Annotated in this window: 19 protein-coding genes and 1 riboswitch; of the genes, 16 read left to right on the top strand and 3 right to left on the bottom strand. The window is 42.1% G+C overall.

From position 1 onward, the window contains the following. Positions 1-138 precede the first annotated feature (138 nt). Positions 139-567 (top strand): RrF2 family transcriptional regulator, encoded by a 429-nt coding sequence (locus I5J82_RS15720; protein WP_198768648.1) that lies wholly within the window; start codon positions 139-141, stop codon positions 565-567. A gap of 30 nt (positions 568-597) precedes the next feature. Here the strand turns inward: I5J82_RS15720 and I5J82_RS15715 are convergent, their stop codons facing one another. Next, positions 598-1632 carry a class I SAM-dependent methyltransferase gene (locus tag I5J82_RS15715; protein WP_198768647.1) on the bottom strand — a complete coding sequence of 345 codons (1035 nt, stop codon included), beginning with the start codon at positions 1630-1632 and terminating at the stop codon, positions 598-600. Positions 1633-1757: 125 nt separating this feature from the next. Here I5J82_RS15715 and I5J82_RS15710 point away from each other — a divergent pair, with 125 nt between their 5' ends. The 5 genes from I5J82_RS15710 (at position 1758) to I5J82_RS15690 (ending at position 9073) form a co-directional block, all read left to right on the top strand. Then, complete coding sequence (locus tag I5J82_RS15710; RefSeq protein ID WP_332873665.1) at positions 1758-2354, top strand: SGNH/GDSL hydrolase family protein; 597 nt, start codon at positions 1758-1760, stop codon at positions 2352-2354. 21 nt (positions 2355-2375) lie between these two features. Beyond that, positions 2376-2852: a GNAT family N-acetyltransferase gene (locus I5J82_RS15705; RefSeq protein WP_198768645.1), complete on the top strand. Its 477-nt coding sequence runs from the start codon at positions 2376-2378 to the stop codon at positions 2850-2852. A 164-nt stretch (positions 2853-3016) separates the two neighbouring features. After that, positions 3017-3229 (top strand): hypothetical protein, encoded by a 213-nt coding sequence (locus tag I5J82_RS15700; protein WP_198768644.1) that lies wholly within the window; start codon positions 3017-3019, stop codon positions 3227-3229. 471 nt (positions 3230-3700) lie between these two features. After that, positions 3701-8038 (top strand): pullulanase X25 domain-containing protein, encoded by a 4338-nt coding sequence (locus tag I5J82_RS15695; RefSeq protein WP_233096659.1) that lies wholly within the window; start codon positions 3701-3703, stop codon positions 8036-8038. A gap of 135 nt (positions 8039-8173) precedes the next feature. Continuing rightward, positions 8174-9073 carry a stalk domain-containing protein gene (locus I5J82_RS15690; protein ID WP_233096506.1) on the top strand — a complete coding sequence of 300 codons (900 nt, stop codon included), beginning with the start codon at positions 8174-8176 and terminating at the stop codon, positions 9071-9073. A gap of 237 nt (positions 9074-9310) precedes the next feature. Here I5J82_RS15690 and I5J82_RS15685 read toward each other — a convergent pair whose 3' ends face one another. Further along, on the bottom strand, positions 9311-9580 hold the full coding sequence (locus I5J82_RS15685; RefSeq protein ID WP_198768642.1) for a hypothetical protein: 270 nt from the start codon (positions 9578-9580) through the stop codon (positions 9311-9313). A gap of 153 nt (positions 9581-9733) precedes the next feature. Continuing rightward, positions 9734-9840: riboswitch (TPP riboswitch) on the top strand. A gap of 69 nt (positions 9841-9909) precedes the next feature. Here I5J82_RS15685 and tenI point away from each other — a divergent pair. Genes tenI through yidC form a run of 7 tightly spaced genes read left to right on the top strand, consistent with a single transcriptional unit; the run spans position 9910 to position 14664 of the window. Beyond that, a complete protein-coding gene (tenI, locus tag I5J82_RS15680) occupies positions 9910-10530 on the top strand; it encodes a thiazole tautomerase TenI (protein WP_198768641.1) in 621 nt (206 codons plus the stop codon). After that, positions 10514-11581 carry a glycine oxidase ThiO gene (thiO, locus tag I5J82_RS15675; RefSeq protein WP_198768640.1) on the top strand — a complete coding sequence of 356 codons (1068 nt, stop codon included), beginning with the start codon at positions 10514-10516 and terminating at the stop codon, positions 11579-11581. Before tenI ends, thiO begins: the two co-directional genes overlap by 17 nt. Positions 11582-11586: 5 nt before the next feature. Continuing rightward, a complete protein-coding gene (gene thiS, locus I5J82_RS15670) occupies positions 11587-11781 on the top strand; it encodes a sulfur carrier protein ThiS (protein ID WP_231607380.1) in 195 nt (64 codons plus the stop codon). Between the two features lie 4 nt (positions 11782-11785). Further along, entirely contained in the window at positions 11786-12553 is a 768-nt protein-coding gene (locus tag I5J82_RS15665) for a thiazole synthase (RefSeq protein WP_198768638.1), read from the top strand. Further along, on the top strand, positions 12550-13566 hold the full coding sequence (locus I5J82_RS15660) for a MoeB/ThiF family adenylyltransferase (protein WP_198768637.1): 1017 nt from the start codon (positions 12550-12552) through the stop codon (positions 13564-13566). The genes I5J82_RS15665 and I5J82_RS15660 overlap by 4 nt, the downstream gene beginning before the upstream one ends. A 38-nt stretch (positions 13567-13604) precedes the next feature. Then, the gene (locus I5J82_RS15655) at positions 13605-13886 is read left to right on the top strand and encodes a hypothetical protein (protein WP_198768636.1); all 282 of its coding nucleotides are present in this window, start codon (positions 13605-13607) and stop codon (positions 13884-13886) included. Positions 13887-13914: 28 nt separating this feature from the next. Next, positions 13915-14664 (top strand): membrane protein insertase YidC, encoded by a 750-nt coding sequence (gene yidC / locus I5J82_RS15650; protein WP_233096505.1) that lies wholly within the window; start codon positions 13915-13917, stop codon positions 14662-14664. A gap of 59 nt (positions 14665-14723) precedes the next feature. Here the strand turns inward: yidC and I5J82_RS15645 are convergent, their stop codons facing one another. After that, complete coding sequence (locus I5J82_RS15645; protein ID WP_198768634.1) at positions 14724-15644, bottom strand: DMT family transporter; 921 nt, start codon at positions 15642-15644, stop codon at positions 14724-14726. 371 nt (positions 15645-16015) lie between these two features. On the opposite strand from I5J82_RS15645, the gene I5J82_RS15640 reads away from it, so the two are divergent. The 3 genes from I5J82_RS15640 (at position 16016) to I5J82_RS15630 (ending at position 18917) form a co-directional block, all read left to right on the top strand. After that, a complete protein-coding gene (locus I5J82_RS15640) occupies positions 16016-16948 on the top strand; it encodes a DMT family transporter (protein ID WP_198768633.1) in 933 nt (310 codons plus the stop codon). Positions 16949-17035: 87 nt separating this feature from the next. Next, positions 17036-17986 (top strand): ABC transporter ATP-binding protein, encoded by a 951-nt coding sequence (locus tag I5J82_RS15635; RefSeq protein WP_198768632.1) that lies wholly within the window; start codon positions 17036-17038, stop codon positions 17984-17986. After that, positions 17958-18917, top strand: coding sequence for an ABC transporter permease (locus I5J82_RS15630; protein ID WP_198768631.1), 960 nt, complete (start codon positions 17958-17960; stop codon positions 18915-18917). Before I5J82_RS15635 ends, I5J82_RS15630 begins: the two co-directional genes overlap by 29 nt. Positions 18918-19038 lie beyond the last annotated feature (121 nt).

Below are 19038 nucleotides of genomic sequence, written 5' to 3'. Positions count from 1 at the left end.
TGATAAACGTAGTCGCCTTTGTATAAGGTATGAAGCTTGAGGGACGAGCGTTACGGCACAATTGAAAAATGGACAGATAAATCCGGTATAAATCTTACGGTTACCCATAGAGTGATAGAGATGGGGAGGAGGAGGGGTATGAAGATCTCGAGCAAAGGGGAATATGCGCTTCGGGCGTTAATCGTGTTAGGTGCACAATACCCGCAACTGGTTCAAACAAAGGATATTGCAAGAGAGACCCTGGTTCCTTCTAATTACTTAGAACAAATTCTGTTGCTCTTAAAAAACTTAGGCTACGTGAAAAGTAAAAGAGGAGCGAGTGGGGGCTATACATTAAAAATTGAACCTTCACAAATCTGTATTGGCGATATTGTTCGAGATATAGAAGGTCCGCTCGCTCCGATGAGCTGTGTGAGCGTTACGGCATACGAACATTGTCCACTCGAGGAACAAGCTTGTCTGTTGCAGCCGTTATGGCGCCTCGTTCGCGATGTTGTTGCAGATCTGCTTGATCACACATCATTGGAGAATTTGCTGAACGGCAACCTTCCAACCCGATCAAAATAAAAAACCTGGAACTCTCTCCAGGTTTCCAGCCTATTTCGCCCTCGCCACGATCCCGTTATGCACCTTGATGTACCCGTGTCGCAAAATCTCTAGTCCGTTCTCATGCAGATAGAGTCCCATCTGCTCTAACGTCATCAGCTCCCTGTACGTATGATTCATCACATCCGCCATGATCTCGTAATACAGCTTAGAACGCATTTGCGCACGAGGTGTCGTCATCACGATATAGCCACTCGGTTTTAAGAATTTTCGATGCCATTCAACGACTTCGGCTTTCATAGAGTCAGGAAAATGCTCTAACAACCCGACGCTGAGCACAATATCGAACTCTCTACCATATGGCAGATTGCGGATATCATCCACGACATACGAGATGTTGAAGTCGTTTTTATAATAAACTTTATCTCCACCCGTTCGTGAATTTTTCCCCAAAAACGGATAAGATTCAGGAAACTCTGCAAACCGTGCATCTCGGCAGAACGGGTCATAATCCACCATCACCACTTCACCGTCAGGATACATCGCAGACAGCTGCATCGCCTCATATCCTTCAGCAGCACCCAAAAATAGAATGCGAGGCTTCAGAACGTCCAGGCCTTCAAACAAAGCTCTCTTTCCGCGCGGATCCCAGATACCATCCTGAATACGGTGCACATAATTCCAGAGGTGAATTCGCACGTAATCACCGAGTGCCGTCTTTACTTCGCTAGGCTTAAAGCTTGTTAAACTTTTTAAAAAAGCGTTCTTTTTATCTCCAATCTCAGCGGGTACATCCTTAGAGAACCATTCGTGAAACGACTGGTTGAACATCGTCCAGGATGTATGAACCGGAAGCATCTCACCGTGTGTTTGTTCCCACTCTGTTTTTTCCTTTGAAAAAGAAGTCACCTCATATGGCTTGCCAATGTCTTTCCACGTCACAGTGGACCAATCGTTTACCGTATTTACTTTTACAAACTTTTCATATTCTTTCCTGTCTCTATACTGACGCAAATCCATTCGGTATGACGGTCTCATTTCAGTTTGGCCGAACGATTTCGGTTGTTGAACCGCTGTTTCAAGCATGATATACCCTCCTTAAAAAAGGATTTTTTATAGATATTCAAAGAAAGTATGTAAAATCCTCTAAAACCTAACATTTCGCTTCAACATGATAAAATAGAATAAAGAAAACAGGGAGGAAAATGGATATGAAGATTATTTTTATCGGTGACAGCATCACAGCTTCAAATAAAAACACAGATCCAGATCGACTGGGAGACGGATACGTTCGCATGATTAAAGAAGTCTTGCCAAAGGAAGTAACAGTGATCAATAAAGGTGTGAACGGACATCGCGTAACAGACCTTGCGTTTCGTTGGCAGCGAGATGTAATCGACCTGGAGCCTGATCTCCTATCCGTTTCTATCGGAATCAACGATGTGTGGAGACAGCTCGATAGCCCTCAATTACAGCAGATCGATGTTTCTCAGTTTGAAGAAGTGTACCGAGGATTGCTTTCTCAACTTTCAACAAAAACAAAACTTGTCCTAATGGAACCTACGATTATAAAAGAGAACACAGAATCTCAAGGAAATCAGCTGTTGATTCCGTATGTGGAAGTGGTCCGAAAGTTAGCAAAAGAATTTAAAGCCGTGCTCGTTCCTACACATGATGTTTTTATCAATCACCTAAACAAAAAGCCAGATGTGTCCTTAACAACAGATGGCGTTCATATGAGACGAAAAGGAAATGAACTTATGGCAAAAACTTGGCTGGAAGCTGCAGAGTCACTCATTACTCAATAAACCCGAACAGGAGTTACATAGATGACAAACACATCACTAACATTCTTTAATGAAATACATCGAGAAGCGTTAAACGCGTTTTATTTACCTCAGGAGCAAGAAAAATTCACGGCCATGCCGAATGAGGCTTTAAAAAAATGCGAAGAAGATTCAGGACGTCAACCTGTGGTTATTGAAGCAAACGGCAAAACAGTCGGTTTTGTCGTTCTGCATAAGGGAGAGAACATTCGAGATTTTACTGCCAATCCGAATGCGATGGTCATTCGTGCACTATCCATCAATCATCCCCATCAAGGAAAAGGGTACGCAAAAGTTGCGATGCTGCAGCTGCCTCTGTTTGTTTCCAAACACTTTCCGGAAGTAAACGAACTGATCCTAGCCGTTAACTTTAAGAACGATTTAGCAAAAAAGCTTTACGAAAAAGTAGGCTTTGTAGATCGCGGTCAGATCAAACCTGGTCCAGTCGGGCCGCAATATGTGCTGCATTATGATCTATAATTATTAAGCCAATATAAAGCTGATTTAAGAATTGTAAAGTCTCCGTTATGACTTGGTAAATTGCGTCTTTTTGGGTTTTTTTCATGATATATTCTGAACAGGGACAGAGAAATCCCATACTCATGCAAAAATCATATTGAAAATCCGAAGGGAGCAATTGAACAATGAGCAAAACGTTTTTGGCTAAAATCGGAGCATCTCTTATGGCAATATTTTTGATCACTGCATGTAGCAACGCGGAAGACACGAACACTGAGGAAGAAACGAATACGGAAGAAACAGAGACTCAAGACGAAGAGACAAAAACTGATGAGGAAGGTTCTACAGAAGAAGAAACTTCAACAGATGAGGAATCAACGGAAGAGTCAGCTGAATAAGATAAAAGAAGCGCCGGGCCTCTACCTTCCAGAGAGGACCCGGTTTTTTGTTTAGATGAAGGTGATATCAAAGTTGGTAGTGTTTTTACGGTACACGTTCTTATAAATATTACACGTTCGCACTTATATTGGTAATCCACGCACACTTCAAGATAACTTACACACATTTCGACACGCATTACGCACATCCTACACCTGTTTACATACAAAGTTCCCGCATTCCCACACATCTCAATAACCTACAGTGCTATACAAACCCAAAATAATAATCGCATTCCGTATTTCGATCCCTATTATCTGAAAAATATGAAAATATACCCATTTAAGATCATTTTTATCAGCCGAACGGCTCATTTCCAAGTAAAGAAAACATGGCATAATAAAAGGAATGAAAGCGTTATCTTAAAAGCATTTGTGCAAACGCTTTCGCTAATTTGCACACCAATTAAAGGGGGAAATGAAGTGAGGAAAATGAAATCTAGCAACAGAGTTTCTTGGTTACTGCTTTTTACGCTAATTTTGCAAACGTTTGCATCTGCATTACTCATACAACCATCTTCAACAAAAGCTGTGGAGCGCACCGTGACGCTTGTTGGAGATCTGCAATCTGAACTTGGCGGTTCAAGTGACTGGAACCCTGCAGACACTGCTACAAAAATGGAACTTCAACCGAACGGAAAGTACAAGCTTACTGGAAAACTTCCTGCCGGCACCTATGAATACAAGGTGGCGATCAATGGTTCTTGGGATGAGAACTATGGAGTGGACGGAAAACAAGGTGGCGACAACTACAAGCTGACGATCGACACGGAAAAAGAAGTGACATTCGTTTACGACGATACGACTCATAAATTAACGATTCCAGAACCACTTCCTGCCGAAAAAACACCGCGAATCGTAGGTGACATCCAGCCGGATATCGGAGCAGGTGGCGAGTGGACACCTGGTGAATCAACCGCTCTTTTACAAGATGAAGACGGTGACAACATCTACACATACACCGCACAAGTGCCAAAAGGAAAGCACGAATTTAAGATTGTGCTCGGCAACAATTGGGATGCACCAAATTACCCGACAGACAACTTGAAATTGAACGTACTAAAAGACTCAGAGATCACGTTTTTCTACAATCATGACACAAAAGAAGTGTACACGAACTATGACGCGGGTCTTCCTGATGGCAGCGTGAACGCAGGCAAGCTTCACCATGATACATGGAACGAAGCGTTTCGCGCGCCGTTTGGAGCGATCAAAGCTGGACAAGACGTAACACTGCGCCTTCAAACGAAAAAGGGCGATCTGACTGGCGCAAAGCTATATCTTCGTAACTATAACTCCGGCAATACAACGGTAAAAGATATGGTGAATGCTGGCTGGACGACAGTGAACGGCGAAGACATTGAGCTGTGGGAAGCTACAGTTACACCTGAAGAAAAAGGTGTGTACGGCTATAAATTCACCGCGCGTGATGGAGATGCGGTAAAAGAATATGGAGAAGATACGGGTGAAGGTGGAAAAGGAGCAGCAGCCGATACGAACGCCGCTCTATTCCAGATGACCGTGTACGATCCGTCTTATAAAACACCTGACTGGATGAAAGAGTCGGTTGTGTATCAGATTTTCCCGGACCGTTTTTATAACGGAAACAAAAAGAACGATAAAGCAAAAACAACAGCGCGTGGCACTGAGCCGATCGAGCACAGAGATTGGAATGAGCTGCCAGACAACCCTCGTCAAGCAGAAACAGAAGGCTATGATGGAGACGAGATTTGGTCGAACGATTTCTTTGGCGGCGATATTGCTGGTATCCAGAAGAAATTAGACTATATCGAGTCACTTGGCGTTAATACACTTTACTTAAACCCGGTCGCACATGCAGCATCCAACCATAAGTATGATGCGACGGACTATAAAGCGATGGATCCGATGTTTGGGTCACCAGAAGAATTTAAGGCTTTTACAAAAGAACTAAAAAAACGCAAGATGCACTTAATCCTCGATGGTGTATTCAACCATGTTGGAGACGATTCGATCTATTTTGACCGATACGGAAAATATAAAACGGTCGGAGCTTACGAATATTGGGCAAGCATCTACGACCTGATGAGTACGAAAGGCTTAACAGAAACAGAAGCGAAAAAACAAACAGAAGCGAAGTTTAAGAAAGAAGGACAAGAGTTTAGTCCATACGGCTTCCATAACTGGTTTAACATCGAGAACGAAAAAGTGAACGGCGTTTATAAATACCAGGCGTGGTGGGGCTTTGACTCACTTCCGGAAATCAAATCGATTCCAGGTGAAGCAGTAGACTATGATTCTGAGTTGAACAACAAGCCGTTCGCAGACTATATCATGTATGACAAAGATTCTGCTGCAAAATCATGGCTAGATCGTGGCGCATCAGGCTGGCGATTGGACGTTGCGAACGAAGTAGATACAGAGTTTTGGAGAGAGTTCCGAAAAGAACTGAAGGAAGGCAAGAAAGAAGATCCATTAATCCTAGGTGAGATCTGGGATGATGCATCTGAATACTTCCTTGGCGATCTGTATGATTCTGTGATGAACTACCGTTTCCGCGGTGCGATGATCGATTACTTGAAGAACGGTAACGCAGAAGGCGCAGAAAACCAGATGAACGCAGTGTTTGAAGATTACCCACAAGAAGCATTCTATGCGCTTATGAACTTGATGGGCTCTCATGATACACCTCGTGCAGCGTTTATCCTAGGAAACGGAACAGATTCTTACGAGCGTGCTGAACTGGATCCAAAGTATGACCACGAGCTAGGCGTAAAACGACTGAAGCTCGCGGCGATCTTACAGATGGGGTATGCTGGTGCACCAACTCTTTATTATGGAGATGAGGCGGGCGTTACGGGCTCTAAAGATCCGGACGACCGAAGAACATATCCATGGGGCTCTGAAGACAAAAATCTTGTAAAGCATTATCAAAACATTGGAAAAGTGCGTAGTGATTACCATGATCTCTTCAGCTATGGTGAGCTTCACCATCTATACGCTGAAAAAGATGTGCTTGCTTACGCACGTACAGATAAGAAGAATGCAGCTCTTGTAATCACAAACCGCGGCAACGAAGATAAGACCGTTGAACTGGACGTGAAGAAGCTGATCGTAAACAACGTAAAGCTAACAGATCAGCTTAACAAAAAATACAAAACAGCTGTAAAGGATGGAAAGCTAACAGTAACCGTTCCTGCGATGAGTGGTCGTATGCTCGTTTCGGATAAGCACCAGAATCTGAAAGCGCCAAAAGCGGTGAAAGATGTAAAAGCGTCAGAAAGCAGTCACTCTGTTTCGCTTTCATGGAAAGGTGACGCAAAACGTTACGCTGTCTATCAGACCACAATCTCTGGTGCTTTTTATGAAAAGGTAGCAGAAACGAAAGGCAACTCAATTAAGATTGATAACTTGGATAACGGACGTAAATACTATTTCGCTGTCGTTGCAATTGATAAAAACAACAACGAATCTCTAAAAACAGAATCAAAAGCTGCGATTCCTCATGTGGCGTTAAAGGACGGAAACTATAACATTTCAAATGTAACAGCGTTAAAGAATGGTGTGATCGACCTATCTAAGCCACAAACGGTTTCAGCAGATATCAAAATCACTGGTGAAACAGAGACCGATGTAGCAGAAGGATTACAGAGTGAGCTGCAAGTAAAAGAGCCAGGCAAGACGAACTGGACATCTCACAAAGGAACGTACACAGCACAAAACGGAGAATTCAACACGTTTAGCGCAGATTTCTTACCTTTTAAAGAGGGAGCGTATCAATATCGTTACGCGTTCTCAACCGACCTAGGCAGAACGTGGGTCACAAGTGAAACAAAGACGGTTACCTTTACAAAAGGCGATGACACGACTGCTCCTGCAACATCTGTAACATTAGAGAAACCAGCGCAAGAGTCAGGACAAGTGAATCTGAAGTGGTCTGTAGAAGGAGCGAACGAGCCATATCTGTTCACGATTGTTCGTGATGGAGAAGTCATTGACCAAGTCCTTGATACAAGTGCCACAACGTATAAAGATCTGAACGTAACGAACGGAAAAGTCTACAGTTACGAAGTGCACATCTATGACAAAGCCGGTAACAGTGTGAAGTCGAACGCCGTTCAGGTTACGCCTGACCTTGTTATGGTAAAAGTCACAATGAAAGTGAACGCACCAGCCTATACACCACAAGGCGTGGATATTACGATGCCAGGCAGCAAGAACGGCTGGAACACAGGTGCGTGGAAGATGACGCGTGGCGGCGCCGTAACAAACGATTATGAATATACGTTTGAAGCGCAAGAAGGTGAAGTCATTACGTACAAATACGCAAAGAACAGCTCTTGGGATCAAGAGGGTCTTGCTGACCATACACCGGGTAATCCAAACGATGATGATGTAAGCTATTACGGATATGGTGCAACAGGAACAGACCTGAGTTTTGTTGTCACGAACCAAGGCGGTAATTCGATGGTCGTTCAAGATAAGATCCTACGATGGATCGATATGCCGGTTGTCGTTACCTCTCATACGGATGGCCAGACTGTAACATCAGACACGATCACCCTAAAAGGAAATGCCATTAAAGAAGGTGTGATGACGATCAACGGTCAGCCGGTTACGATTAACGATGACATGACGTTCACGCACACGGTAAACTTGAGTGCAGGAGAGAACAAGCTGAACATTCATATCGAACCGTCAGAAGAGAATAAATCTACTATTTTCAAAAATGACGGTGGAGCGATTGGTAAGAACACGAAGGATATCTTGATGACGATTAATAAGAATTAGTTTGATAGGGTGCTGCTTCTCTTGGGGAGTGGCATCTTTTTCCTTAGATTACATTTTCTTTACTGTTTTAGTTTTAAAGATTTACTTAAGAAAAAATATGCTATATTCATATATGATTTTAGAGGGGGTAAGAGTATGAAGTATTTTGTGAGTCTACTTGCTACAGGTCTATTAGTCCTAGGAATTAATAGCGCAGACGTATCTGCGGAATCATTTAATGTGAAAATTGGAAATAATAGTGTTGTTTTTCCAGATGAGAAACCTATTGTGAAAAACAATAGATTGTTAGTTCCGCTCAGACCGGTTTTTGAATCAATGAACGCTGAAGTAAAATGGAATTCATCAACAAACATGGTTACCTCGCAATTATCAAAGGCTGGAACAACGGCTAAGCTTGCTATCAACATTCATTCACCATTTTTAGAAAAACAATTTAGTAATAAATTCTATATTCAGCAATCTGATGTTAAACCAGCTATTATTAATAATCGTACATACATACCCCTCCGTTTAGTTGGGGAAGCATACGGATTTGATGTAACTTGGGATGAAAGTTCAAATACAGCAACTTATAAAGAAACAGGATCACTTCATCTAACCGATCCAACATATAAAACTCACTTATCTACTGGAACAATTAGTAAGCAAAATGTGTATGAACTTGAAACGTTTTTTTCTGTTAATAAATATCGTTTAAATAACGGCAAGAAAGAGTTATCTTTAAACCCTACATTGAGCAATGTAGCAAGAGAAAAATCTAGGGATATGCTCGTAAAAAACTATTTTGACCACACGTCTCCAACATATGGCTCACCGTTTGATATGATGAAACAGTTTGGTATCACGTATACTTCTGCAGGAGAAAATATTGCTGCTGGTTATACGACAACAAGTGCCGTTATGACAGGTTGGATAAATAGCCCAGGTCACAAAGCAAACATTTTAAGTGATAACTTCTCACAAATTGGTGTGGGTTATATAAAAGGTACAACAGGATACAAGACATATTGGACACAGATGTTTATTCGTCCGTAAAAAAGGGGTGCCTCATGATGAGGCATCCTTTTTGAGTGGGGAAATGGGGGAATGACCCAAAGAGTTTTAGCTTAGACCCATAAAGCTTGGATTTTGACTCATAGAATGAAGCAGGACTCATCGAACATCTATTTTGACTCATAGATTGGCGAGTTAGACCCATAGAAACCTAGTTTAGACTCATAGGAATGAGATTTTGACTCATAGAGCAAAAAGAACTACTTAATTCGGTAGCTCTTATCTTTTATACCTTTCTAATATAGCCTCAGTAACTGATTTCAGATCTTTATTATTTCTTTTTGCCTCAGCATACCTCTTATAATCCTCAGCCGAAACCTCTAACAAGAAGCTTTTCGGAAAAATATAAGGTTTTCCTTTGTCTTGTTCGTCAAGATTGTTCAACACTTCTAGCTCGTCTTCGTTCTCCTTGTTGCGTTCAGGATCATAAACAAACATCTTTCCATACTCTTCTTCTACACTTTTGTTAACGTTGATAAAATACTTCATTCACACCACACTCCTCATTTAATTCATGTAAATGGTATTCCCTAGGTGAGCGACAATTAGACATGAAAGGTGATAATAAATGTATTAATATAACTCACTGGTTGTTATGAAAGCCCTTAAACGTTAAACTAGTCTTATAGAAAATTAAATAATCATTACTACTAGGGGTGCCTTTGTTAAGGCTGAGATTAGAGTGAACTTTAAGACCCTTGGAACCTGATTTGGTTAGAACCAGCGTAGGGAAGTGGTGTGTGGATCAGATAAACTTGCCATTTTTCTTAAAACTGTGAAACCACCTCTTTGCTACATAAAGGAGGTGGTTTTTTATTGTGGAAAAACAGCTTCATGTGATTACCACGGGCAGGCAAAGTGTTGATGAGTTAGTAACTATAGCGGAAAGCATTCATCCGTATATGACGATGTTGCATGTACGGGAAAAAACAAAGTCTGCCAAAGAAGTCAGTCATCTTATCGAACGTCTTCAGAAAGCAGGAGTGCCTTCCACTAAAATTATTGTAAATGATCGAGTGGATGTAGCACTTTGCACAGGCGTAAAAGGTGTTCAGCTGGCACATCACAGTTTAGATGTGTCACAAGTGCGAAGAGCTCTGCCTGAAATGGTGATGGGCTGCTCTGTTCATTCTGTTTCAGAAGCACAGGATGCTGAACAAAGCGGCGCCGACTTCATCATGTATGGTCATATTTTTAAGACGGCTTCCAAACGTAATGCGGAGCCAAGAGGGTTAGATCAGCTTCAACGTGTAGTGGATCAAACTACACTTCCGGTCATCGCGATCGGAGGCATCACATCAGAAAACGTACGGAATGTCATTAAAACAGGTGCATCTGGAATCGCCGTCATGTCAGGTATTTTAGAAGCAAAATCACCACTACAAGCTGTAAAACTGTACAAACAACAACTGGAGGTGTGGGATGCGCACAACGTATGATGCCATCATTATTGGAGGCGGCGTGATCGGCTGTTCCATCGCCTATGAGCTTTGTAAACAAAACAAACGTATGCTGCTTCTTGAAAAAGAAACCATAGGAAGTAAGGCGTCTAGTGCTGCAGCCGGCATGCTCGGAGCTGAGATGGAGTTTAAGACCGACCATCCACTCTATTCCTTGGCAAAAGAAAGTCGGGATTCCTTCAGCTCTCTATCACAGGAGCTTTTCAACGTTTGCGGGATAGACATCGAACTCATTCAAAAAGGAATCTATGAACTGGCGTTTACAGAGGAAGAAGCGGATGAACTAAAAAGAGAAGCGGCCAAGCGTCAAGATCAAGGTGAAGCAGTTTTTTGGCTTCCAGCACACGACCTGCTTAGGAAAGAACCTGCGTTGTCGCCACTTGTAAAGGGAGCTCTCTATTTTGAAAAAGATGGTCAAGTGTCACCAGTTAAGCTTACTCGAGCCCTATATCAGTCCGCAGAGATTCTCGGTGCCGAGATAAAAGAGCATACGGAAGTGGTTCAGCTTCTTCAAACTGGCAACAGGGTGACAGGTGTCATAACAACGAAAGAAACGTTTCATGCTGATTCCGTCATAGTAGCTGGTGGGGTGTGGAGCTCTGATCTAGAACCTTCACTAAAAATGGTGCCGGTAAAAGGGGAATGTCTTTCTTTTAAAACACAGCGTCCGCTACTCACAGGTACGGTAAAATACAAAAACTGTTACCTCGTTCCAAAGCGAGAAAACACAATATTTGTTGGCGCGACAAGTACACCACACGTCTTTGATGAAGAAGTTACATTTTCAGGTCTCTTTGAATTAATGGAGAAGACAAAACAGATCGTTCCTGAACTAAGTGGTGCTTGTTTTGAAAAAGCATGGGGAGGCATCCGTCCGCAAACAGAATCAGGAATTCCTTATATCGGTCCTCATCCACATAAAGAGGGTCTCATTCTTGCGACGGGGCATTATCGAAACGGCATTCTGCTTTCCGCCATAACTGGAAAAAGGATTGCTGACTATATGGAAAGCGAGGTATATCATTCGTGAAACTTATGATAAATGGAGAAGAGGTCATGGTGCCTAATTCTTTGCAGTCAATTACAGATTTGCTGAAGCACCTTAACTTACATGACCAAGTTGTGATTGCAGAAGTGAACGAAGATATTATTGATAATCAGAAACAAAGAGAAACTCAAATAAAAGAAAACGACAAGATCGAACTTGTTCGATTCGTTGGCGGAGGTTGATGGTATGTTAAACATTGGACACTATTCCTTTTCATCACGATTACTTTTAGGTACAGGCAAATACCCGGACTTCAAAACACAAAAAGAAGCGGTAGAGGTATCTGGTTCTGAGATTTTGACTTTTGCAGTTCGTCGGATGAACATCTTTGAAGGAAGTCAGCCAAACTTTTTAGAGATGCTCGATCTGGAAAAATACACATTGTTACCGAACACAGCTGGCGCGAAAACAGCGGAAGAAGCGGTGCGCATCGCAAAACTCGCGAAAGCATCAGGATTATGTGATATGGTAAAAGTAGAAGTCATCGGATGCGACAAAACGCTGCTGCCGGATCCAGTTGAAACGTTAAAAGCAACAGAAGAGCTATTAAAAGAAGGGTTCATCGTGCTTCCCTATACGTCAGATGATGTTGTTCTTGCTAGACGATTAGAAGAGCTGGGCTCACATGCAATCATGCCTGCCGCTTCTCCTATCGGTTCAGGACAAGGAATCATCAACCCGCTTTATTTAAAATTTATCATCGAGCAAACGAAGGTTCCCGTAATCGTTGATGCAGGAATCGGCAGTGCGAGTGACGCGATGATCGCGATGGAACTCGGAGCGGATGGTGTGCTGTTAAACACAGCCGTAGCGGGTGCGAAAGATCCTGTGAAGATGGCCCTTGCGATGAAAATGGCTGTAGAAGCTGGAAAGCTAGGGTATGAAGCAGGAAGAATTCCAAGAAAAGAAACGGCAACAGCGAGCAGTCCTTTAGAAGGGTTGAGTGTGAAGTGAATGAACGTTATTCAAGGCAGGAATTGTTTAGCCTAATCGGTATAGAAGGGCAAGAAAAAATACGGACAAAAAGTGTGCTGATCGTTGGTGCAGGTGCGCTTGGTGCAGGAAGCGCTGAAGCTCTCACACGTGCAGGGGTGAAACGAATCGTTCTTGTTGATCGTGATTACGTGGATTGGACGAACCTTCAGCGTCAGCAGCTCTATTCTGAAGAAGATGCGAAGAGACAGCTGCCAAAAGTAATCGCTGCAAAAAATAGATTGAACCAGATTAATTCTGAAGTAGAAATTCAAGCACATGTGATGGACATGGGGATCGAGGAAGCAGAAGAATTGATCTCTGGTATCGATCTGATCATGGATGCAACGGATAACTTTGAAACGCGTCTGTTGATCAACGATCTAGCTCAGAAATATGAGATACCATGGATTTATGGGGCTTGTGTTGGGAGCTATGGTATTTCTTACACGATTTTACCTGGGGATGGACCGTGTTTGAACTGTTTGCTTGATAAGATTCCGGCGAACGGCCAAACATGTGATACGGCAGGAATTATCTCTCCAGCCGTACAGATGGTCACAGCCTATCAAACAGCTGAGGCGCTAAAGATTTTAGTTGAAGACTATGCATCCATTCGGAAGAAAATCGTAACATTTGATACGTGGACGAATCAGCATGTTCAATTAGGGATGGGAAAAGCGAAGAAGGTAGATTGTCCATCTTGTGGGGCTAACCCTACGTATCCTTACTTAGAGAAAGGTGCTGCGTTAAAAACAGCTGTTCTTTGCGGGCGGGATACCGTTCAGATTCGTCCCGCTCATACGATTGAAATTAATTTAGAAGAGATGGAGAGAAGGTTACTCCCACATGGTGAGGTTCGTTGTAATCATTATTTACTAGAGCTTCAAAGTGGCAGTCATCGCCTCGTTCTTTTTAAAGATGGCCGTGCGCTTGTTCATGGCACGAAGAATACGGCAGAGGCGAAATCTCTATATCATAGATATATAGGGTGAAAACTCTGTATAATGAAGTATAGGAGGTGATTTGATTTATGGAGTTTTTTGATCTGATCTATCAAACGGACGCATTAGTTTTATCCATTAGTATCGCACTAACGTTCATTATTGCTAAGCAGCTTTCGGTCGTTAATCAATCTCTTGTTCATAGATTAAATCACCATGTGAAACAGGACAGGCTAAGTTCCGAGAAGAGGATAACCGACTCTCACCTCGTTCAAAATTATTGCTTCATTCGCGACGAAATCGCACGTACAATGTTTAGAAAAGAAACGCCTGATGATAAAGAAGGACACGTTTCCTCCTTGTTTGCTTAAAGATTTAAAAAACAAGGAGGAACAAGAATTGAAGAAGTATGTATCCATTCTTTCATTACTAGCTATTTTTCTATTATCTGGCTGCAACAACGCACCCATTACCGCAGAGAGCCCGGGGATCTGGAACCATTTTTTCATCTACCCGTTTTCAAAGCTTATCCAATATGTGGCGTATCTGTTTAACGATAGCTATGGCATCGCGATTATCATCTTAACAATTGTAATACGATTTCTGATCATGCCGTTAACATTGAAACAAACGAAAAATCAGGAAAAGATGAAGAAGATTCAGCCGGAGATCCAACAGCTACGTGAAAAGCACACAGGAAAAGATCGAGAGTCTCAACTGCAATTACAAAATGAATTAATGGCTGTTTATAAAAAACATGAAGTCAATCCGTTATCCATGGGGTGTTTGCCCCTTTTGATCCAGATGCCGATTCTGTTTGCGTTTTATTATGCAATCATTAAAACGAAAGAAATTGCATTGCACAACTTTCTTTGGTTTAACCTTGGAACAGCAGATCCTCTGCATCTGCTTCCGGTGTTAGCGGCGTTAACCACGTTCATACAATATAAAATGAGTACAACTGAGCTTGCTGCTTCAAATCCTCAAATAAAAATGATGGGTTATGTGATGCCGATCATCATTCTATTCTCTGCATGGAAGCTGTCCGCCGTTCTACCTCTATATTGGGTGGTAGGGAATGTTTTTTTAACGATTCAAAATGTTGTTTTGCAAAAACGAAAGAAAAAAGCAGTGTCTGCTAGCGTGTAATAAGAAAACGACCAGAGTTTTTATAACCTCTGGTCGTTTTTTATGTTCGTTCGCCAAGTTTAAGCCGCGTGTTTTTTGCGTAATTTTCTGTTCCGTATCTCCTCAACAGCACCAGATCCTAAGAGGACACCTGTGATGATGAGCAGAAAACCGAAAATATGCTGAAACAAAATTTGTTCACCTAAAAATAGATAGGCACCAACTAGGGCGAAAAATGGATTCAAGTTTATAAAAATGGAAGCTTCAGATGCTCCGATTTTACCGATTGCCTCATTATAGAGCATATGGCCGACAGCCGTAGCAATACAAGCTGAAGCAAAATAGATCAGCCATAACGAAACGGTTGAATTCTCAACAACACCTGCAAATCCTTGTGGCTCTTCGATCAATCCGATCACGATCAGAAACAGTGAACCGATCACCATCATATAGCCGGTCATGAGTCGCGGATCTAACGTGTGTGCCACTCGCTTGATCAGAATGAAGCTTACAGCTTGCGTGAGTACAGATAATAAAATGTATCCATCACCGAACGAGATTCCTGCTACCTGACTGTTTCCTTCCAAAACGATGAACGCAACGCCAGAGAACCCAAGAAGAAGTCCGATTGATTTTAAGAGAGTGAGAGGTGTTCCTAAAAACGAGATAGCTAGAATGGTCGTTAGAAGTGGTGACATTCCCATGATCAACCCGCCGTTCGTGGCTGTTGTCTCGGTCAAGCCGATCGATAGAAAATAGTGATGAGCCACAACATTAAAGATCGACGCGAGAAAAACATACCAAAACTCTTTTTTCGTAAGCCACCGAACTTTTTTTATGGTGAAGAGAAGCAGAAATACGGTCAAGCCAGCAGTTAGAACTCGAATTCCTGTGATCGTAACGGGCATGAAGTTCGTAACCAGGATTTTCGTCGCTGTTACATTTAACCCCCATACCACCATAACCAGGAATAAAATCACATACGTCCGATACGCTTTCATTATGTCATCTTCTTTCTTCTGCTTTTTACTTCATAAAGTAAAGTATTTCAATGATTTTAATTTCCATTGTACAGCATTTAGAATGGATTTACAGGAAAAAAGCTTACAATTTTTAGATTGAGGCGAAATGACCATATCTACTTTAAAAGATAGTCTGCTATAGTGGGAGAAAATGATTTTGAATCTGTCGATTAGGGGGCTGGCAGGCAACGTTTTATGGTCAGATTTGTCGAATGGCCTTTATTTTTGAATTTAGACTTAATTGGTAGCTGTTTAGACTTAATGCGTGGCTGATTAGACTTAATCTACTAGGAAAATTACCTTATTGAAGCTCAAAACGACTTAATCTCAAAAAAGGAGTGCTCCACACCATGCAAAAAGTTAACCCGTATGTACTATTAGTGGTCGCAAACTTAATCTGGGGCGGGAATTTTGTGATCGGACGTGCGATAACGAGTAGTTTACCGCCTGTAACACTATCTTTTTTACGTTGGTGTACCGCATTTCTCATCTTTCTTCCGTTTGCCGTACCATTTTTACGAAAAGAATGGCGAATACTAAAAAAACAGTGGCATGTTGTTCTCATCTTATCGATCACTGGGATCACGGGCTTCAATACACTTTTGTACATCGCTCTTCACTACACGACTTCCATCAATGCATCCATCGTTAACACGTCAACACCGATTCTGCTTTTCCTATTGTCGTTTGTTTTTCTGAAAGAGAAGCTGAACTCGAAACAGATTGCAGGAGCCTTGCTTTCACTCGTAGGACTGCTATTTATTATCTCAAAAGGCTCACTCACCGTTTTACTCCAGCTGTCGTTTAATAAAGGTGACTTAATCGTCATAGGAGCTGTGATCTGCTGGAGCATCTATTCGCTTCTTATTCGAAGATATGCGGGAATTCTTCCTACTTACAGCACGTTCATTGTAACCGCGTTTCTCGGCATCCTCATCTTGCTGCCATTTTCAATGCGAGAAATGCAAACAGAAGAAATTGTATGGTCTTATGGCACGGTTGCAACGATCCTTTATACCGGAATCTTTGCATCGATCGTTGCGTTCATGTCCTGGAATACGGCGGTTGAGCGGGTCGGACCGAGTAAAGCAGGGGTCTTTTTGAACTTGATTCCTGTGTTTGCTGCGCTCTTTGCTGTTCTTTTTATCGACGAAACACTCGCATGGTATCAAGGAGCTGGCGGCGTTCTCGTCATCCTAGGTGTTGTTATCTCAACACGCGTTACCAAAAGAGAAAAGCATATACCAAAAGCAAGCAGAAGTGTTAAAGTAATAAGTAAATAATTTACAAAATTTACGAAACCTTTCTTTATTCTCAGTCGTATTACATGGTGAAAAGAGAGAGTTATGATAGGAGGAATTGGGGAGCGCATGACAACACATACGTTAGAGCTTAAGAACTTAACAAAAAAGATCAAAGGCAAGACCATTGTTGATGATCTCTCGTTTTCGGTAAGAGAAGGTGAGATTTTCGGTCTGCTTGGTCCGAACGGAGCGGGTAAGACGACAACGATTCGAATGATCGTGGGGCTGATCTCCATCACGGACGGAGACGTTTTGATCAACGGTGACAATCTGCGGGGTAACTTTGAAAAAGCGATGGAACGCGTAGGCGCGATCGTTGAAAATCCGCAGTTGTATGACTATATGACAGGCTATAAAAACCTTATGCAATATGCAAGGATCATGCCGGATGTAACGAAGGAAAGAATTGACGAAGTGATTGAACTCGTTGATCTGAAGTACGCGATTAACGATAAGGTGAAAACATACTCGCTTGGTATGAGGCAGCGACTGGGTGTAGCTCAGGCACTTTTACATAAACCGAACGTGTTAATCCTGGATGAACCGACAAACGGACTCGATCCACAAGGAATCTATGACCTTCGTAACTATTTACGCCTACTTGCGAACAACGGTACCTCTGTAATCGTTTCTTCACATATGCTTGCTGAGATGCAGATGATGTGTGACCGTGTAGCCATCATTCAACACGGAAAACTGGTGCGTATCGATGAGATCCTAAACCAAGAAAACGAAGCAGATGTGAAGGTTCATTTCCAAATCGAAGGAGACGTTGCGCAGGCAAAACAAGTTCTTCTTAACTTAAATGAGGATCTGAACGTAACCGAGTCAGGTCAAGAACTGATCGTCCAAACAGCAGACGTTAGATTTATAGCTGAAATGAATAAACAACTGGTTCTTGCAGGCGTTCTCGTTGTGGGCATCCAACGCAAAACGAAGACGCTAGAAGAACGATTCTTAGAAATGACAAAGAAAGGGGGAGATCTGAATGAAATGGCTGTCCCTGTTAACGAATGAATGGATTAAGATCTTTAGCCGTACACGCACATGGATCTTCCTTGCCATCCCAATCGTTATCATTATCGGTATCGCTGTTTATGACAAAGTCACAACAGATGTTGAAGTAAACGAAAATTGGAAGCAAGAATTGACCGAAACGATTAAGGCTGACGAGAAGACTCTAGATGAAGCAAAGAAAAACAATGATGATGAAGTCTATATAGAATATTTAGAATCCACCATCAAGCAGAACGAATATGCCATTGCTAATGATATTTCTCCTTATGAAACGACCGCATGGCAGTTCATGAAAGACATGTCGTGGCTTTCAATCTTTATCGGATTGTTCGTAATCGTAGTGGCTAGTGATATTGTCTCTAATGAGTTTGCAAAAGGAACGATTAAGATGCTTCTGATCCGCCCTTATAGCAGGTGGAAAATTCTTTTATCTAAACTCGTTGCAACACTCGGCTTCGCGTTCTTAATGTGGCTTGTAGTTATTATAGTGACATGGCTCGTAGGTGGCCTTGCCTATGGATTTGGTGGCATGGATCAGTCGTACTTAATCACAGCAGAAGATGGGCAAGTGAAGGAAAGGCTGATCGTGGAGTATGTGTTTGCTAACATCGGTGTAGAATTTATTGAATTAACAACACTCGTGGCTATGTCATTTATGATTTCAACCTTGTTCATGAGTAACTCGGTTGCAATCGGTGTGGCAATGTTTACGATGTTTGCCGGTAACATCATTGTTACTCTTCTTGCCAAAAAAGATTGGGTGATTTACACGTTGTTCGCCAACATGGATCTTAGTGTATTGATCGATGGACAGAACCAGATGATCAAGGACTTAACGCTGCCGTTCTCCATTAGCGTGCTCGCGGTATACACGGTGGTCATGCTTGCGATTACGTTTACAGTTTTCCAAAAGCGAGATGTAAAAGCATAAAGATTTTAGGGATGACTCTCAGTTTTAGGAGTTATCCCTTTTTTGATAGGTGAATTTATTTATAGACCCTAAAAAATAGTTTATAAGCCCTAAAACATTTTTTATAGTCCTTCCAATCTTT

The sequence above is a fragment of the Fictibacillus halophilus genome, from assembly GCF_016401385.1.
GTDB lineage: Bacteria > Bacillota > Bacilli > Bacillales > Fictibacillaceae > Fictibacillus > Fictibacillus halophilus.
Note: the sequence above shows the minus strand (reverse complement) of the source record. Positions and strands in the feature narration are given on the sequence as shown.

Bases quoted from the DNA above. Each gene is read 5' to 3' on its own strand.
- I5J82_RS15720 (WP_198768648.1), top strand. From the start codon at position 139: ATGAAGATCTCGAGCAAAGGGGAATATGCGCTTCGGGCGTTAATCGTG.
- I5J82_RS15715 (WP_198768647.1), bottom strand. From the start codon at position 1,632: ATGCTTGAAACAGCGGTTCAACAACCGAAATCGTTCGGCCAAACTGAA.
- I5J82_RS15710 (WP_332873665.1), top strand. From the start codon at position 1,758: ATGAAGATTATTTTTATCGGTGACAGCATCACAGCTTCAAATAAAAAC.
- I5J82_RS15705 (WP_198768645.1), top strand. From the start codon at position 2,376: ATGACAAACACATCACTAACATTCTTTAATGAAATACATCGAGAAGCG.
- I5J82_RS15700 (WP_198768644.1), top strand. From the start codon at position 3,017: ATGAGCAAAACGTTTTTGGCTAAAATCGGAGCATCTCTTATGGCAATA.
- I5J82_RS15695 (WP_233096659.1), top strand. From the start codon at position 3,701: ATGAAATCTAGCAACAGAGTTTCTTGGTTACTGCTTTTTACGCTAATT.
- I5J82_RS15690 (WP_233096506.1), top strand. From the start codon at position 8,174: ATGAAGTATTTTGTGAGTCTACTTGCTACAGGTCTATTAGTCCTAGGA.
- I5J82_RS15685 (WP_198768642.1), bottom strand. From the start codon at position 9,580: ATGAAGTATTTTATCAACGTTAACAAAAGTGTAGAAGAAGAGTATGGA.
- thiO (WP_198768640.1), top strand. From the start codon at position 10,514: ATGCGCACAACGTATGATGCCATCATTATTGGAGGCGGCGTGATCGGC.
- thiS (WP_231607380.1), top strand. From the start codon at position 11,587: ATGATAAATGGAGAAGAGGTCATGGTGCCTAATTCTTTGCAGTCAATT.
- I5J82_RS15665 (WP_198768638.1), top strand. From the start codon at position 11,786: ATGTTAAACATTGGACACTATTCCTTTTCATCACGATTACTTTTAGGT.
- I5J82_RS15655 (WP_198768636.1), top strand. From the start codon at position 13,605: ATGGAGTTTTTTGATCTGATCTATCAAACGGACGCATTAGTTTTATCC.
- I5J82_RS15645 (WP_198768634.1), bottom strand. From the start codon at position 15,644: ATGAAAGCGTATCGGACGTATGTGATTTTATTCCTGGTTATGGTGGTA.
- I5J82_RS15640 (WP_198768633.1), top strand. From the start codon at position 16,016: ATGCAAAAAGTTAACCCGTATGTACTATTAGTGGTCGCAAACTTAATC.
- I5J82_RS15635 (WP_198768632.1), top strand. From the start codon at position 17,036: ATGACAACACATACGTTAGAGCTTAAGAACTTAACAAAAAAGATCAAA.
- I5J82_RS15630 (WP_198768631.1), top strand. From the start codon at position 17,958: ATGAAATGGCTGTCCCTGTTAACGAATGAATGGATTAAGATCTTTAGC.